This is a genomic window from Streptomyces sp. NPDC005281 (genome assembly GCF_040607495.1).
GTDB lineage: Bacteria > Actinomycetota > Actinomycetes > Streptomycetales > Streptomycetaceae > Streptomyces.
On the sequence record NZ_JBEXGX010000037.1, the window covers coordinates 1 to 16,710 of the forward strand.

Below are 16,710 nucleotides of genomic sequence, written 5' to 3' on the forward strand. Positions count from 1 at the left end.
GACCGCCTCGCGGTAGTAGCGGAGTTCGGCGATGGACTCGCGGATGTCGGCGAGGGCGCGGTGGTTGCCACCCCGGGGTGACACACCCCCCGACCGGACGCCGCCCGGTTCCTTCACACCCACGGCTCGATGACCGTCACCCCCGGCCCCCGGGCCGACCCCATCGCGGCCAGGGCGGCCGGTGCGGCGCCCAGTGCGATGGCGGAGGTCACGAGGAGGTCGGGGCGGAGTACTCCGGAGCGGACCAGTTCCAGCAGGGGCGGGTAGGCGTGGACCGCCATTCCGTGGCTGCCGAGGAGTTCGAGTTCGAGGGCGATGACCCGGGCCATCGGGACCGGGGTGACGCCGGTCGGCGAGGGCAGCAGACCGACCTGGACGTGCCGGCCGCGACGGCGCAGACCGTCGACGGAGGCCGCGCAGGTGCCGGGCGATCCGAGGGCGTCCAGCGACACGTGCGCGCCACCGCCGGTCAGTTCACGGACCGCCTCGGCCGGGTCCGCCACGGCGGAGGCGTCCACGCACTCCGCCGCCCCGAACCTCCGTGCCAGATCGAGGGCAGCCGAGGACACGTCGACGGCCACGACCCGTGCGCCGGAAGCCGTCGCGATCATCACCGCCGAAAGGCCGACGCCTCCGCAGCCGTGCACCGCCACCCACTCCCCCGGGGCCGCCCTCCCCTGCGAGACGACCGCCCGGAACGCCGTGGCGAACCGGCAGCCCAGGGAGGCCGCCGTCGCGAAGGACAGCTCCGGCGGCAGCGGGATCAGGTTCACGTCGGCGTGGTCCAGCGCCACGTACTGGGCGAAGGAGCCCCAGTGGGTGAACCCCGGCTGGGTCTGCCGCTCGCACACCTGCTGGTCGCCCGCCACGCAGGCGGGACAGCTTCCGCAGGCGCAGACGAACGGGACGGTGACCCGGTCGCCGGGGCGATGGCCGGTCACCCGGTCACCCACCGCCTCGATCACCCCGGCGAGTTCGTGGCCCGGCACATGCGGCAGCGTGATGTCCGGGTCGTGGCCCATCCAGCCGTGCCAGTCGCTCCGGCACAGCCCCGTGGCCTCGACCCGCACCACCACCCCGTGCTCCGCGGGCGCCGGGTCGGGCACCTCCCGTACCTCGGCCGGCTCCCCGTACCGCTCGAACACCACTGCCCGCATCGGCTCCCGCCCTCCGCTCGGAGATCAGCTCCCGCGGAAACGCTAGCCCCGCGCCTCGGCCCTGTCCCGACCGGGCTCCGACGCCTCTTCCGAGCCCGGCTCGGCGCCCGAGTCCGGCTCGGCGCCCGAGTCCGGCTCGGCGCCCGAGTCCGGCTCCGTGTCCGAGTCAGGCCCTGTGTCCAGGTCACGCTCGGTGTTCGAGTCACGCTCGGTGTCCGGGTCACGCTCGGCGTTCGAGGCCCGCTCGGTGTCCGGGTCCGAGGCCGTTTCGGGCGCCGCGTCCGGGACCGGCTCCCCCTCGGACATCGCGTCCGGGGCCGGAGCCGCCGGCGGGGCCACGGGTATCTCCCCCTCGCCGAGTCCGAACCGGTCGTGGAAGCGCCGCAGGGGTCCGGGCGCCCACCATGTGGCCCTCCCGGTCAGACGCATGACCGCCGGGACCAGCAGGCTGCGGACGACCATCGCGTCCATCAGGACGGCGAGCGCGACACCCAGTCCGAGCATCTTCGTGTTGGCCACCCGGGAGGTGCCGATGGCGACCATCACCACCGCGAGGATGACCGCGGCCGCGGTGATCAGCCCGCCGGTGCGCTGGAGTCCGAAGCGGACCGCCTCCCGGTGGTCGCCCGTGTGGTCGTACTCCTCCTTGATGCGGGAGAGGAGGAAGACGCCGTAGTCCATGGAGAGGCCGAAGGCGACGCAGAACATCAAAACCGGGAGAGTCGTCTCGATCGAACCGGAGCTGGTGAAGTCGAGGAGGCCGGAGAGATGGCCGTCCTGGAAGACCCAGACCACCGCGCCGAACATCGCGGTCAGGCTGAGCGCGTTGAGCAGGACCGCCTGGACCGGGATCAGCACACTGCCCGTCAGCAGGAACACCAGGAACAGGGTGACGATCGCGATGAAGCCCGCCGCCCACGGGAGCCGGTCGGCTATCGCGTGCTTGGAGTCGACCAGGACGGCCGCCGTGCCGGTCACGGAGGTGTCGAACGGGGCGTCCGTCGCGCGGAGTTCGCCCACCAGCCGCTGGGCCTCCTCGTCCACGGCCTCGCCCCTCGGCAGCACCGAGAAGTACGCGGTGTCGCCCTTCACCAGGGGGCCGTCCACGCGCAGCACCTCGGGCAGCGCGGCGATCCGCTCCTTGTACCGGGCGTACTCGGTCTCGGTGGCGGATCCTTCGGCCAGGACGTCGAGAGCGCCGCCGGGGCTGCCCCGGAAGCCGTCGCGGATGTGCTGCTGGACGACGTGCGACTCCGCGCCCGAGGGGAGCTGCCGGTCGTCGGCCGTACCGAACTTCACTCCCAGGAAGGGCAGTCCGAGGACGATGAGACCCGCCGTGGTCGCCACCGCGAAGAGCGGTGCCCTGCGCATGACGAGGGAGGCAGTGCGGCCCCAGAGGGCTCCGCCGCCGGCCGGGTCCGGTCGTCCGCGCCGGAACAGACGCCGCAGGTCGAGGGAGTTCACCCGGTCGCCGAGAAGCATCAGCGCGGCGGGGAGCAGGATCAGGGCGGCGGCCGCGGCGAGCAGCACGACGGCGATGCCCGCGTAGGCGAAGGAGCGCAGGAAGTACTGCGGGAAGACCAGCATCGCGGCGAGCGACACGGCGACCGTGAGGGAGGAGAAGAGAACGGTCCGTCCCGCGGTGCGCAGGGTGACACCGATCGCGGCGCGCGGCGGGGCGCCGGTGGCCAGCTCCTCGCGGAACCTGCGGACGATGAACAGGGCGTAATCGATGGCGAGTCCGAGACCGAGGGCCGTCGTCAGGTTCATCGCGAAGACCGAGACGTCCGTGACCTCGGTGAGTCCGCGCAGCACGGCGTTGGTGCCGAGGATCGCGATGATCCCGACCCCGAGCGGGAGCAGGGCCGCGACGGCGCTCCCGAAGACCATGACCAGCAGCAGGAGGGTCACCGGAAGGGCGATCATCTCCGCCCGGGTGAGGTCCTCCTTGATGGTCGTCTGCATCTCGTGCCGCACGGCGACCGGTCCGCCGACCTCGACCTCGACGGGACCGCTGCCGCCCCGGTAGGTGGGTGCGAGGCGGTCCAGGGTGGCGGCCGCGGCCGTCTCGTCGCCGGTGAGCCGGGCGGCGATCAGGGCTTCGTGGCCGTCGCTCGCCTTCAGCGCGGGTGAACCGGACTGCCAGTACGAACCGACGCCGGTGACACCGGGCTCGGCCGCCAGACGCGCGGCGATCCGCTTGGCCTCGGCGGCGACCGCGGGGTCGTCGACCGAGGCCCGGCCCGCGTCGAGTAGGAGCAGCAGATTGGGCTGCGAGGCGGGGAACTCCCGCTCCAGCGCCTTGGTGGCGTAGGTCGACTCCGCGGTCGGGTCCTCCCAGCCGCCGCTGCCCAGCCGGTCCGCGACCCCGCTGCCGGCGACCACGGCGAGCGCGGTCAGCAGGAGGGCGACGAGCAGGGAGAGCCGTGGCCGCGCCGTCACGAACCGGGTCCATCCGCCGAGGCGCGCGCCTGCCTCCGTACCCCCGCCCGAGCCCGAGCCCGTGAGCACGCCCCCGCCCGAGCCCGAGTCCGCAGGCGTGCCCCCGCCCCCGCCCTTGTCGGGCCTCGCCCCGGGCCCGTCGTCCACGCCGTCGACTTCGGACATGATGCGGTGTCCCCTCACCGTGACCCGATGACCCGCGTTCGTGCAGGCATCATGGATCGCCCATTGCCATAGACTGGCAAACACGAGTCGTCGCTCGCGTTCCCCAAGAATGCGAGTGGTAGCTCGCATTTGTCAATCGCGTCCCGAGAAGCTGGGGATCACCCGTGTCCGAGAAGCAGCAGACCGAGGAGCCGTCGGAGCTGGAGCAGCAGGCCGAGGACAGGCCGCGCCGCCGTCAGGCCCGCGGCGAGCGCCGCGTCGCCCAGCTCCTGCAAGCGGCGGCCTCGGTGTTCTGCCGGACCGGCTACACCGCGGCCAGCACCAACGCCATCGCCCGCGAGGCCGGCGTCTCGCCCGGCACGCTCTACCAGTTCTTCCCGAACAAGGAAGCCATCGCGGTCGGCCTCAGCGACCAGCTCCTCGACCACTGGGCCCACTCGCACGGACAGGCGCTCGCCCAGGAGAACGCCGGCCTCCCGCTGGACCGGATGCTCGACGCGGTCCTCGATCCGCTGATCGCCTTCAACGTCGAGAACCCGGCCTTCGCCGTCCTGATGCACGGTGCCGACACCCCGGGAGTGATCGTCGAGGAGATCGGCACCCTGCACGGCACCCTCCTCGCCCGCGTCGAGGAGATGATCGCGGCCCGGCTGCCGGACCTGCCGGCCGACGAGCGCGCCCGCACCGCGAACATGGCGGTCCACCTGTTCAAGGCGGGCCTGACCCTGGTCATGTCCCACGAGGGCGCCGAACGGGACGGGTACATCGCGGAGCTGAAGACGGTCATGCACCGCTATCTGGAGCCACTGCTCGACAGCGGGTCGCCCGCCGGCCGCTGAGCCGCGCCGAACGGAACCGGCCACGTCGGGCGGGGTCGAACGAGACGGGACCGGGCGAGACGGACAGGGCCCGACCGGGATGGGACCCACCCAGGCGGACGGGGCCGACCGAATCGGGACCGTTCCAGGCAAACAGTGCCGACCAAGACCGGCCCGTTCCAGGCGGACAGGGCCGACCGAGACCGGCCCACTCCAAGCGGGCAGGTCCGACCGGGACGAGGCCGACCCGGGCGGACACGGCCGACCCAGCCGGCACCGACCCAGCCGGCACCGACCCAGCCCGCACCGGCCCAGGCAGGGCGGCGCCAGCGCTCCGGTCCGCGACATCGGGAACATATGCCATAAGGTTCGGACAAATCGATCAGTGATCCGCGGCATCGACCCGTCCGCGCACCCCCGCGCCACCCGCCAGGGGGCCCGCCCCGACGCGCCGGAACGCGGGTCCCCCGTCCGAGCCCGCGGGCCACCCCGAGGGACAGAGGGATGGCCGTGACCCCGAATCAGCCGCCCGGCACACCCCGGGCCCGCATTCCCGGACCGCAGCAGCCCCCGCCGTCGTACCCCCGGATCCCCGCCGGCCTCTGGAAGCGCTGCCTGGGCATCGGGCTCGCCCTCTGGGCGCTGACCGCGGCCGCCGCGTACGCCACGGACGACGTCACGCCACTGCCGACCCTGATCCTGCTCGGCGGCTTCCTCACACCCGTCACCTTCATGCTCTGGGCGTACGAGCGGCACGGCCGCGATCCGGGCGCGACTCCCCTCCTCGGCTGCTTCCTGGCCGGCGGCGCCCTGGGCGTGCTCGGCGCGTCGGTGACGGAGTACCAGCTCACGCACCCCTCACTGTGGCTGTACGTCGTCTCGGGTCTGGCCGAGGAGGCCGTGAAGCTCGGCGCGCTGATGTACGTGCTGCGCCGACACACCCGGATCCGCGGGCCACGGGCCGGCCTGGTGCTCGGCGCGACGCTCGGGTTCGGCTTCGCGGCGCTGGAGAGCGCGGGCCACGCCTTCGACGCGGCCGTGTCGCTGCAAGGCCTCGACCTGCGCACCCTCCTGGAGACCGAGATCCTGCGCGGGATGCTCGCCCCGTTCGGACAGGGCCTGTGGAGCGCGGTCACGGGCGCGGCTCTGCTGGCGCGGCGCCGCCCGGACGGACGCTTCCGCCTCACCGCGCCGGTGGCCGGCGCCTGCCTCGGCGTCTCCCTCCTGCACGCGCTGCGGGACTCCACGCACGGGATCGCGCTGTGGCTGGTGGCCAGGCTCAGCCACGCCGGGCTCGGCGGGAAGCTGTTCGCGCCGGACCGGGCACCGCGGCCGACCGGCGGACAGGACCACCTCCTCACCCTGTTCTCGGTGGGCGGCCTGTTCCTCGTCGCGCTCGCGGGAGCGGCCTGGGCGCGTTCGCTGGCACACCGCGACCCTGCTTGGAGAAATACCCCCTAGGGGTATAGTGTCGTGAGCATCGAGGGGAACCCTGGGTTCCCAGGGATCCCTCCCGCACACGCACACGCCAGAACGCCTCGATGAGGAGTAACGCCATGACCGCCCAGACCGGCACCCAGGGTTCCGTCACCACCGTCTACCAGGTGAGCGGTATGAGCTGCGGACACTGTGAAGGCTCCGTCAGCGGCGAGATCTCCGCGATCCCGGGCGTGAGCTCGGTGAAGGCCGTCGCCTCGACGGGCGAGGTCACCGTCGTCTCCGCCGCCGCGCTCGACGAGAGCGCCGTGCGCGCCGCGGTCGACGAGGCGGGCTTCGAGCTCGTCGACCAGGCCTGAACGAGCCCCGGCAGCTCTCTTTACTCCGCACCGGGCCGTGCCGACCGGCTGATACCGGCTCCGCGCGGCCCGGCACATTCCTGGAGCCGCACCATGACCACCGCAGCACCCGAGACGCCGATAGGCGCGACCTCGGAGATCGAGCTCTCCATCGGCGGGATGACCTGCGCCTCCTGCGCGGCCCGCGTCGAGAAGAAGCTCAACCGCATGGACGGCGTCGTCGCCACCGTGAACTACGCGACGGAGAAGGCCAAGGTCTCCTACCCGGAGGGGATGGAGGTCGCCGATCTGATCGCCACCGTGGTCAGGACCGGCTACACCGCCGAGGAGCCACCGCCGCCCGCGCCGCGCGAGGAGGAGGCGCCCCCCGCGGCCGACGATCCCGAGACCGCCGCCCTGCGCGAACGTCTGACCGTCTCAGCGCTGCTCGCCCTGCCCGTCGTCCTCATGTCGATGGTCCCGGCCCTCCAGTTCGACAACTGGCAGTGGCTCTCGCTGACTCTCGCCGCGCCCGTCGTGGTCTGGGGCGGACTGCCCTTCCACCGGGCCGCCGTGACGAACGCGCGGCACGGCGCGGCCACCATGGACACCCTGGTCTCGGTCGGCACCCTCGCCGCGTTCGGCTGGTCCCTGTGGGCGCTGTTCTTCGGCGACGCGGGGATGCCGGGCATGCGGCACGGCTTCGAGTTCACCGTCTCCCGTACGGACGGGGCCTCCACGATCTACCTGGAGGTCGCGGCGGGAGTCGTCGCGTTCATCCTGCTCGGGCGCTTCCTGGAGGCACGCTCCAAGCGGCGCGCGGGAGCCGCGCTGCGGGCGCTGCTGGAGCTCGGCGCCAAGGACGTCGGCGTCCTGCGGGACGGCCGCGAGGTCCGCCTCCCGGTGGCACGGCTGACGGTCGGCGACCGCTTCGTCGTACGGCCCGGCGAGAAGATCGCCACCGACGGGACCGTGGTCGAGGGCACGTCGGCCGTGGACGCGTCCATGCTGACCGGCGAATCGGTGCCGGTGGACGTGGGCCTCGGGGACGCCGTCACCGGTGCGACCGTGAACGCGGGGGGCCGGCTCGTCGTCGAGGCCACCCGGATCGGAGCGGACACCCAGCTCGCGCGGATGGCCCGGCTCGTCGAGGACGCGCAGAACGGCAAGGCCGAGGTGCAGCGGCTCGCCGACCGGATCTCCGGGGTCTTCGTGCCCGTCGTCCTGCTGATCGCGCTCGCCACCTTCGCGGCCTGGATCGCGGTCACCGGGGACACGGTCGCGGCCTTCACCGCGGCCGTCGCGGTGCTGATCATCGCCTGCCCGTGCGCGCTCGGCCTGGCCACCCCGACCGCCCTGATGGTCGGCACCGGCCGCGGCGCCCAGCTCGGCATCCTGATCAAGGGACCCGAGGTCCTGGAGTCCACGCGCCGCGTCGACACCGTCCTCCTGGACAAGACCGGCACGGTGACGACGGGCCGGATGAGTCTGCACGAGGTGTACGTCGCCGAGGGGCGGGCCGAGGAAGACGTCCTGCGGCTCGCCGGAGCCCTGGAGCACGCCTCCGAGCATCCCGTTGCCCGAGCGATCGCGGCAGGCGCTCAGGAGCGCGTCGGCGGCCTTCCCGCGCCGGAACGCTTCGAGAACGTGCCGGGGCGGGGCGTACGCGGGCGGGTGGACGGCCGTGAGGTCACCGTCGGCCGGTTCCCGGGCGCGCTCCCGGCAACGCTTGCGGACGCGAAGAACGCGGCCGAGACCGCGGGCCGTACGGCCGTCGTGGTCGCGCTGGACGGCACGGCGGCCGGCGTCCTGGCCGTGGCCGACACGGTCAAGGCGACCAGTGCCGAGGCCGTACGCCAACTGCGGGCCCTCGGGCTCACGCCGATGCTGCTGACCGGGGACAACCGGGCGGTGGCCGAGGCCGTGGCGCGGGAGGTCGGCATCGGCCCGGACGACGTGATCGCCGAGGTACTGCCCGAGGACAAGGTCGCCGTCGTCGAGCGGCTGCGGGGCGAGGGGCGGACCGTCGCGATGGTCGGCGACGGGGTGAACGACGCGGCCGCCCTCGCCACCGCCGATCTGGGCCTCGCGATGGGCACCGGGACGGACGCGGCGATCGAGGCGAGCGACCTGACGCTCGTGCGCGGGGACCTGCGGGTGGCCGCGGACGCGATCCGGCTGGCGCGCGCCACCCTGTCGACGATCAAGGGAAACCTGGTCTGGGCCTTCGGCTACAACGTGGCCGCGCTTCCGCTGGCCGCCGCGGGACTGCTGAACCCCATGATCGCGGGAGCGGCCATGGCCTTCTCGTCCGTCTTCGTGGTCACGAACAGCCTTCGACTGAGAGCATTCGCGTGACGACAGGGCATGAGTCCCCCTAGAGTCCAACGCGAGCCTCACATAAGCTCTTCACAAGGCTCGCGCATCTTCCTTACGCTTGGTCCTCGATTCCCGTACCGGGTCTCTTGCCTATCTTCAGGACATATGCAAGAGATCCAGATCACAGTGATGTGAACGTAACCACCGAAGGGGTTCGTCAGTCTAAGTTGGCGATGTCAGAAGCGTCTTGGGGGGCGTGACTGGCATCTGGGGATGTCTTGGGGGACGTTCCCGGAAGTTGCGTCGCCGGGGCACGTACAGCGGGGAGCTTTGAGCGGCCCTCCCGATCCGTGCGCGTCCCGGCAGATCGCACCGCAGCAGCGCAGTACGGCGAGTTCCGCTCGCCCGGTTCACCGTCGGCCCCGTGCCGGCACACAGCGATTCAGGCGCTGTCCACAGACGCCCGGCCGGATCCCGTGGGGGGAATCCGCACCGGGACAAGGAAAGCGCCCTGACTACCGGCCCGTGGGGGGACCAGTAGCAGGGCGCTTTCCGTTTTTCGCGTTCTACGGGTTCTACGGATCCACCGGGCCCCGCGTGCGGAGCCCGGTGATCGCGTACGAGCCGCGTGCGAGCCTCAGCGAGCCTCGACCGGCACGAAGTCGCGCTCGACGACACCCGTGTAGATCTGGCGCGGGCGGCCGATGCGGGAGCCGGGCTCCTTGATCATCTCGTGCCACTGGGCGATCCAGCCCGGCAGCCGGCCGAGGGCGAACAGGACCGTGAACATCTCGGTCGGGAAGCCCATGGCGCGGTAGATGAGGCCGGTGTAGAAGTCGACGTTCGGGTAGAGGTTGCGCGAGACGAAGTAGTCGTCGGAGAGCGCGTGCTCCTCCAGCTTGAGGGCGATGTCCAGCAGCTCGTCGGACTTGCCGAGAGCGGACAGGACGTCGTGCGCGGCGGCCTTGATGATCTTCGCGCGCGGGTCGAAGGACTTGTACACCCGGTGGCCGAAGCCCATCAGGCGGACACCGTCCTCCTTGTTCTTCACCTTGCGGATGAACGAGTCGACGTCGCCGCCGTTCATCTGGATGCCCTCGAGCATCTCCAGGACGGACTGGTTGGCGCCGCCGTGCAGCGGGCCCCACAGCGCGGAGATGCCGGCCGAGATCGAGGCGAACATGTTCGCCTGCGAGGAGCCGACCAGACGCACGGTGGAGGTCGAACAGTTCTGCTCGTGGTCGGCGTGCAGGATCAGCAGCTTGTCCAGAGCGGAGACGACCACCGGGTCGAGCTCGTAGTCCTGCGCGGGGACCGAGAAGGTCATGCGCAGGAAGTTCTCGACGTACCCGAGGTCGTTGCGCGGGTAGACGAACGGGTGACCGATCGACTTCTTGTACGCGTACGCCGCGATCGTCGGAAGCTTGGCGAGCAGCCGGATCGTGGAGAGGTTGCGCTGCTTCTCGTCGAACGGGTTGTGGCTGTCCTGGTAGAACGTCGACAACGCCGAGACGACCGAAGACAGCATCGCCATCGGGTGGGCGTCACGCGGGAAGCCGCGGTAGAAGTTCTTGACGTCCTCGTGCAGCAGGGTGTGCTGCGTGATCTCGTTCTTGAAGGTGGAGAGCTCGTCGACATTCGGGAGCTCGCCGTTGATCAGCAGATAGGCCACCTCAAGGAAGGTGGAACGCTCGGCAAGCTGCTCGATCGGGTAGCCGCGGTAGCGGAGGATGCCCTGCTCACCGTCGAGATAGGTGATCGCGGATTTATACGCGGCGGTGTTGCCGTACCCGCTGTCCAGCGTCACCAGACCGGTCTGGGCCCGGAGCTTGCCGATGTCGAAGCCCTTGTCGCCGACGGTGCTGTCGATCACCGGGTAGGTGTACTCGCCATCGCCGAACCGCAGTACTACAGAGTTGTCGCTCACGTCATCCCTCACCGACGTTGTGCCTCTTCTTCGAGGTGCCCTGACTGTCTCTACCATCCCCCATTTGGCCCTGGAGAGTGCACTCGGGGTCGACCATTGGGCCTATCGGCGGCACTCAGTGCCGCCAACCTGCTCATCCTGCCCCGTTCGTCGCGCAACCGGAAGTGCTCTGTGACCTTCATGACTCGTTTGATCGATCATTTTTTGTGATGGACCTCGTCCCGAGTCCGAAAGGCCCCGTTCGGCGCTCGAACGGGGCCGGTTCGCCGCACGAGGAGGCGGTGGATCACGAGCCGGAGAGCCGGAAGTCCAGGGCCGTGCACCGGCGTCCCGCGGACACCGTACGCACCGCCTGGCCTATCGCCTTGCGCGAACCGACGAGAACGACCAGCTTCTTGGCCCGGGTGACCGCCGTGTAGAGCAGATTGCGCTGGAGCATCATCCAGGCGCCCGTGGTCACCGGGATCACCACCGCCGGGTACTCGCTGCCCTGGGAACGGTGGATGGTGACCGCGTAGGCGTGGGCCAGCTCGTCGAGTTCGTCGAATTCGTACGGCACCTCCTCGTCCTCGTCGGTGCGCACCGTCAGCCGCTGTTCGACCGGATCCAGCGAGGTGACGACACCCACGGTGCCGTTGAACACGCCGTTCTCGCCCTTGTCGTAGTTGTTGCGGATCTGGGTGACCTTGTCGCCGACCCGGAAGACCCGGCCGCCGAACCGCTTCTCGGCGAGATCCGGACGGCCGGGGGTGATGGCCTGCTGGAGCAGTCCGTTCAGGTGCCCCGCGCCGGCCGGGCCCCGGTGCATGGGAGCGAGGACCTGGATGTCCCGGCGTGGGTCCAGCCCGAACTTGGCCGGAATCCGCCGGGCCGCCACGTCCACGGTGAGCCGCCCGGCCTCCTCGGTGTCGTCCTCGACGAAGAGAAAGAAGTCCTTCATGCCCTCGGTGAGCGGATGCTGCCCGGAGTTGATGCGGTGCGCGTTGGACACCACCCCCGACTGCTGGGCCTGGCGGAAGACCTTGGTGAGGCGCACCGCGGGCACCGGGCCGCGCTCGGCGAGCAGGTCGCGCAGCACCTCTCCGGCGCCGACGCTCGGCAGCTGGTCGACATCGCCGACGAAGAGCAGGTGGGCGCCCGGGGGCACCGCCTTGACCAGCTTGTTGGCGAGGAGGAGGTCGAGCATGGAGGCCTCGTCCACGACGACCAGGTCGGCGTCCAGCGGACGGTCCTTGTCGTAGGCCGCGTCACCGCCGGGCTTGAGCTCCAGAAGCCGGTGCACGGTGGAGGCCTCGGCTCCGGTCAGCTCCGCCAGACGCTTGGCGGCCCTGCCGGTGGGCGCAGCGAGAACCACCTTGGCCCCCTTGGCGCGGGCCAGCTCCACGATCGAGCGGACCGTGAACGACTTGCCGCAGCCCGGTCCTCCGGTCAGCACGGCGACCTTCTCGGTGAGCGCGAGCCGCACCGCGGCCTCCTGCTCGGGGGCAAGCTCCGCGCCCGTACGTCCCTTCAGCCAGGCCAGCGCCTTGTCCCAGGCCACGTCGTGGAAGCCGGGCATCCGGTCCTTCCCGGTGCGCAGCAGGCGCAGCAGCTGCGCGGAGAGCGAGAGTTCGGCGCGATGGAAGGGGACCAGGTAGATCGCCGTCACCGGGTCGCCGCCGTCCTGGCCCGGCACCTTCTCCCGTACGACTCCGGGGTCCTCGCCCTCCTGCGGCGGGGCCGCCAGCTCGGCCAGGCACTCGATGACCAGGCCGGTGTCGACCTGGAGCAGCTTCACCGCGTCCGCGATCAGCCGCTCCTCGGGGAGATAGCAGTGACCCTGGTCGGTTGACTGCGACAGGGCGTACTGGAGGCCCGCCTTGACGCGCTCCGGGCTGTCGTGCGGGATGCCGACGGACTGGGCGATCTTGTCGGCGGTGAGGAAGCCGATGCCCCAGACGTCGGAGGCCAGGCGGTAGGGCTGGTTCTTCACCACCGAGATCGAGGCGTCGCCGTACTTCTTGTAGATGCGGACCGCGATGGAGGTGGACACCTCCACGGTCTGGAGGAAGAGCATGACCTCCTTGATCGCCTTCTGCTCCTCCCAGGCGTCGGCGATCCTCCCCGTGCGCTTGGGGCCGAGTCCCGGGACCTCGATCAGCCGCTTCGGCTCCTCCTCGATGATCCGCAGGGTGTCCAGGCCGAAATGCCCGGTGATGCGGTCGGCGAAGACCGGTCCGATGCCCTTGACCAGGCCGGAGCCGAGGTAGCGGCGGATTCCCTGGACGGTGGCCGGGAGCAGCGTCGTGTAGTTCTCCACGGTGAACTGCTTGCCGTACTGCGGGTGGGAGCCCCAGCGGCCCTCCATGCGCAGGGACTCGCCGACCTGGGCGCCGAGCAGGGAGCCGACGACGGTGAGCAGATCGCCCGCGCCCCGGCCGGTGTCGACCCGGGCGACTGTGTATCCGTTCTCCTCGTTGGCGTACGTGATGCGTTCGAGCACGCCTTCCAGCGTGGCCGGCCGCCGCTCGCCCGTCTGGGCGGCCCCCGCCTGATCGGTCATGAGCCGACGGTACCGCCCGCCTCCGACAGCGCCTCGGCCGTGCGGGTGACTCACCCGTTCGGAGTCCGCGGAGGGTGTCGGTCCCTCCCGGGTCCCGGGAAAATTTCGAGGGGCCCGGTCCGTCGACCGGGCCCCTCGGTTTCCCCTCCCGTATCAGAACCCCCGCGATCCCCCCGGATCCCCCTCCAAAGGTCCTGATGCCACGTACGACCCACGAGGCCGCGGAAGGGTTGCACGAACTTCCCAAGATTTTTCCGGCGGCCGCGACGGTACGGATCACCGCTGGTCGAAAGCCGGTTGGACGCCGGATCACCGCAGGTCACGGGGTGGTCGGGCGGTGATCCGGAGAACTATCCGGCGTGTTCCAGGAACCGGGCCACCGTGTCCGCCAGTACCTCGCGCCCGTCCCGGGCCCACAGTTCCTCGTTGAAGAGTTCGACCTCGATGGGGCCGGTGTAACCCGTCGCCTCGACCAGGCCGCGCCACGCGCGGAAGTCGACCGAGCCGTCGCCGAGCCGGCCGCGGCCGTTGAGCACGCCCTCGGGTAGCGGGGTGGTCCAGTCGGCGAGCTGGAAGCTGTGGATGCGGCCCCCCGCACCCGCGCGGGCGATCTGGGCCGGAGCCGTGTCGTCCCACCAGAGGTGGTACGTGTCGACGGTGACGCCGACCTGGTCGGCGGGGAAGCGTTCCGCGAGGTCCAGGGCCTGGGCGAGGGTGGAGACCACGCAGCGGTCGGCCGCGTACATCGGGTGGAGCGGTTCGACGGCGAGACGCACCCCGTGGGCGGCGGCGTAGGGGCCGAGTTCGCCGAGCGCGTCGGCGATGCGCTCCCGGGCCCCGTACAGGTCCTTCGAACCGGACGGCAGGCCTCCGGAGACCAGGACGAGGGTGTCGGTCCCGAGGGCCGCGGCCTCGTCGACGGCGGCCCGGTTGTCGGCCAGCGCCCGCCGCCGCTCCCCCGGGTCGATCGCCGTCAGGAAGCCGCCCCGGCAGAGGGTGGTGACGGCCAGGCCCGCGTCGTGGACGAGTCCCGCGGTGGCGTCGAGCCCGTACGAGCGCACGGGTTCGCGCCACAGGCCGACCCCCCGGATGCCCAGCTCAAGGCAGCCGGCGACGAGTTCGGGCATCGACAGCTGTTTGACCGTCATCTGGTTGACGGAGAAGCGGGCGAGGTCGCTCATGAGGACACTCCGTACAGGGCGAGCAGGGTCTTCATCCGGGCTTCGGCGAGCCCCGGGTCCGGGAACAGGCCCAGTCCGTCGGCCAGTTCGTAGGCACGGGCGAGGTGCGGCAGGGAGCGGGCCGACTGGAGGCCGCCCACCATGGCGAAGTGCTCCTGGTGGCCCGCGAGCCAGGCCAGCAGGACGACTCCCGTCTTGTAGAAGCGGGTCGGGGGCTGGAAGAGATGGCGGGCCAGGTCCACGGTGGGGTCGAGGAGTTCGCGGAAGCCCTTGACGTCTCCGGTGTCCAGGACGCGTACCGCCCGCGCGGCGAGGGGGCCGAGCGGGTCGAAGACGCCGAGCAGCGCGTGACTGAAGCCGCGCTCGTCGCCCGCGATCAGCTCGGGGTAGGCGAAGTCGTCGCCCGTGTAGCAGCGGACGCCGTCCGGGAGACGGCGGCGCAGGTCGACCTCCAGGCGGGCGTCCAGCAGGGAGACCTTGACCCCGTCCACCTTGTCCGGGTGGGCGGCGATCACCTGGAGGAACACCTCCGTCGCCGCGTCCAGGTCGTCCGATCCCCAGTAGCCCGACAGGGCCGGGTCGAACATCGGGCCGAGCCAGTGCAGGATCACGGGGCCGGCGGCCTGGCGCAGGAGGTGGCCGTAGACGTCGAGGTAGTCCTCGGGTCCGGTGGCGGTCGCGGCGAGCGCGCGGGAGGCCATGAGTACCGGCTGCGCGCCCGACTCCTCGACCAGGGCGAGCTGTTCCTCGTAGGCAGCCCGTACGTCCTGGAGCGCGGCCGGGCCGGTGAGCTGGTCCGTGCCGGCCCCGCAGGCGATCCGGCCGCCGGCTGCCCTGGCCTCGGCCGAGGACCTGCGGATCAGTTCGGCGGCCCCGGCCCAGTCCAGGCCCATGCCGCGCTGGGAGGTGTCCATCGCCTCTGCGACACCGAGGCCGTGCGACCACAAGTGGTGGCGGAAGGCGAGCGTGGCGTCCCAGTCGACGGCGGCGGGCGAGTCGGGCGAGACGTCCGCGTACGGGTCGGCGACGACGTGGGCGGCCGCGAAGACCGTACGGGAGGCGAGCGGTCCGCCCGCGGGAAGGACGGAGAGGGGGTCGGTGCACGGCTGGTGGGTACGCAACCCTCCGCCGGCGTCCGGGAGTTCGATGGTCACCGCGCGATCTCCGGGACGTCGAGGCGGCGGCCCTCGGCCGAGGATCTCAGGCCCAGTTCGGCGAGTTGGACGCCCCGGGCGCCGGCGAACAGGTCCCAGCGGTAGGGGGCGCCGGCGTAGACGTGCCGCAGGAACAGCTCCCACTGGGCCTTGAAGCCGTTGTCGAACTCGGCGTTGTCGGGGACCTCCTGCCACTGGTCGCGGAAGGAGTAGGTGGCCGGGATGTCCGGGTTCCAGACCGGCTTGGGGGTCGAACCACGGTGCTGGACACGGCAGTTGCGCAGTCCGGCGACGGCGGATCCCTCCGTGCCGTCGACCTGGAACTCGACGAGCTCGTCGCGGTTGACGCGCACCGTCCAGGAGGAGTTGATCTGGGCGACCGCGCCGCCCTCCAGCTCGAAGACGCCGTAGGCGGCGTCGTCGGCCGTGGCGTCGTAGGGCTTGCCCCGCTCGTCCCAGCGCTGCGGGATGTGGGTGGCGGTGAGCGCCTGGACCGAGGTGACCCGGCCGAAGAGTTCGTGCAGCACGTACTCCCAGTGCGGGAACATGTCGACGACGATGCCGCCGCCGTCCTCGGCACGGTAGTTCCAGGACGGCCGCTGCGCGCTCTGCCAGTCGCCCTCGAAGACCCAGTAGCCGAACTCCCCGCGGACGGAGAGGATCCGTCCGAAGAAGCCGCCGTCGACGAGCCGCTTCAGCTTGAGCAGGCCGGGGAGGAAGAGCTTGTCCTGGACGACACCGTGCTTGACGCCCGCGGCGTGCGCGAGGCGGGCCAGCGCGAGCGCTCCGTCGAACCCGGTGGCGGTCGGCTTCTCGGTGTAGACGTGCTTGCCCGCGGCGACGGCCTTCCTGAGAGCCTCCTCGCGCGCGGAGGTCACCTGGGCGTCGAAGTAGAGGTCGACGGACGGATCGGCGAGCACCGCGTCCAGGTCCGTCGACCAGTGGCCGAGGCCGTGCCGCTCGGCGAGCGCCTTGAGCGCGTCCTCGCGGCGGCCGACGAGGACGGGTTCGGGCCACAGCACGGTGCCGTCGCCGAGGTCGAGTCCGCCCTGGTCGCGCAGGGCGAGTATCGAGCGGACGAGGTGCTGGCGGTAGCCCATGCGTCCCGTCACGCCGTTCATGGCGATCCGCACCGTCTTGCGTGTCACGTCTTTCCCTCCGTACCCCTCGGACGCCGCGCACGCTTCCAGGTGAGCGACGCAGCAAGCGCTTTCTATTCAGGAAGAAGCT

The 16,710-nt window shown here is 71.3% G+C and carries 11 protein-coding genes; 4 read left to right on the top strand and 7 right to left on the bottom strand.

Annotated features, from left to right (window positions below):
- Window positions 1-113 precede the first annotated feature (113 nt).
- Window positions 114-1,157, bottom strand: a complete 1,044-nt coding sequence (locus ABZV42_RS35500) for a zinc-dependent alcohol dehydrogenase family protein (protein WP_356055588.1) — start codon at window positions 1,155-1,157, stop codon at window positions 114-116.
- A 42-nt stretch (window positions 1,158-1,199) separates the two neighbouring features.
- On the bottom strand, window positions 1,200-3,764 hold the full coding sequence (locus tag ABZV42_RS35505) for an MMPL family transporter (RefSeq protein ID WP_356055590.1): 2,565 nt from the start codon (window positions 3,762-3,764) through the stop codon (window positions 1,200-1,202).
- 164 nt (window positions 3,765-3,928) lie between these two features.
- Between ABZV42_RS35505 and ABZV42_RS35510 the strand changes: the two genes are divergently transcribed.
- The 4 genes from ABZV42_RS35510 (at window position 3,929) to ABZV42_RS35525 (ending at window position 8,715) form a co-directional block, all read left to right on the top strand.
- A complete protein-coding gene (locus tag ABZV42_RS35510; RefSeq protein WP_355990826.1) occupies window positions 3,929-4,603 on the top strand; it encodes a TetR/AcrR family transcriptional regulator in 675 nt (224 codons plus the stop codon).
- 489 nt (window positions 4,604-5,092) lie between these two features.
- Complete coding sequence (locus ABZV42_RS35515) at window positions 5,093-6,043, top strand: PrsW family glutamic-type intramembrane protease (protein WP_356055632.1); 951 nt, start codon at window positions 5,093-5,095, stop codon at window positions 6,041-6,043.
- 95 nt (window positions 6,044-6,138) lie between these two features.
- A complete protein-coding gene (locus tag ABZV42_RS35520) occupies window positions 6,139-6,378 on the top strand; it encodes a heavy-metal-associated domain-containing protein (RefSeq protein WP_355990828.1) in 240 nt (79 codons plus the stop codon).
- A 93-nt stretch (window positions 6,379-6,471) separates the two neighbouring features.
- Entirely contained in the window at window positions 6,472-8,715 is a 2,244-nt protein-coding gene (locus tag ABZV42_RS35525; protein ID WP_356055592.1) for a heavy metal translocating P-type ATPase, read from the top strand.
- A 598-nt stretch (window positions 8,716-9,313) separates the two neighbouring features.
- Here the strand turns inward: ABZV42_RS35525 and ABZV42_RS35530 are convergent.
- From ABZV42_RS35530 to ABZV42_RS35550, 5 genes are all read right to left on the bottom strand, one after another.
- Window positions 9,314-10,603, bottom strand: a complete 1,290-nt coding sequence (locus tag ABZV42_RS35530) for a citrate synthase (RefSeq protein ID WP_355990832.1) — start codon at window positions 10,601-10,603, stop codon at window positions 9,314-9,316.
- A gap of 286 nt (window positions 10,604-10,889) precedes the next feature.
- Entirely contained in the window at window positions 10,890-13,145 is a 2,256-nt protein-coding gene (locus tag ABZV42_RS35535; protein ID WP_355990834.1) for an ATP-dependent RecD-like DNA helicase, read from the bottom strand.
- Between the two features lie 350 nt (window positions 13,146-13,495).
- Entirely contained in the window at window positions 13,496-14,326 is an 831-nt protein-coding gene (locus ABZV42_RS35540; RefSeq protein WP_356055594.1) for a sugar phosphate isomerase/epimerase family protein, read from the bottom strand.
- Window positions 14,323-15,480 (bottom strand): dihydrodipicolinate synthase family protein, encoded by a 1,158-nt coding sequence (locus ABZV42_RS35545; RefSeq protein ID WP_355990838.1) that lies wholly within the window; start codon window positions 15,478-15,480, stop codon window positions 14,323-14,325. Before ABZV42_RS35545 ends, ABZV42_RS35540 begins: the two co-directional genes overlap by 4 nt.
- On the bottom strand, window positions 15,477-16,628 hold the full coding sequence (locus ABZV42_RS35550; RefSeq protein ID WP_355990840.1) for a Gfo/Idh/MocA family oxidoreductase: 1,152 nt from the start codon (window positions 16,626-16,628) through the stop codon (window positions 15,477-15,479). Before ABZV42_RS35550 ends, ABZV42_RS35545 begins: the two co-directional genes overlap by 4 nt.
- Window positions 16,629-16,710: the final 82 nt, after the last annotated feature.

Coding starts and splice junctions, on each gene's coding strand:
- ABZV42_RS35500 (WP_356055588.1), bottom strand. CDS start 1,157: ATGCGGGCAGTGGTGTTCGAGCGGTACGGGGAGCCGGCCGAGGTACGG.
- ABZV42_RS35505 (WP_356055590.1), bottom strand. CDS start 3,764: ATGTCCGAAGTCGACGGCGTGGACGACGGGCCCGGGGCGAGGCCCGAC.
- ABZV42_RS35520 (WP_355990828.1), top strand. CDS start 6,139: ATGACCGCCCAGACCGGCACCCAGGGTTCCGTCACCACCGTCTACCAG.
- ABZV42_RS35525 (WP_356055592.1), top strand. CDS start 6,472: ATGACCACCGCAGCACCCGAGACGCCGATAGGCGCGACCTCGGAGATC.
- ABZV42_RS35535 (WP_355990834.1), bottom strand. CDS start 13,145: ATGACCGATCAGGCGGGGGCCGCCCAGACGGGCGAGCGGCGGCCGGCC.
- ABZV42_RS35540 (WP_356055594.1), bottom strand. CDS start 14,326: ATGAGCGACCTCGCCCGCTTCTCCGTCAACCAGATGACGGTCAAACAG.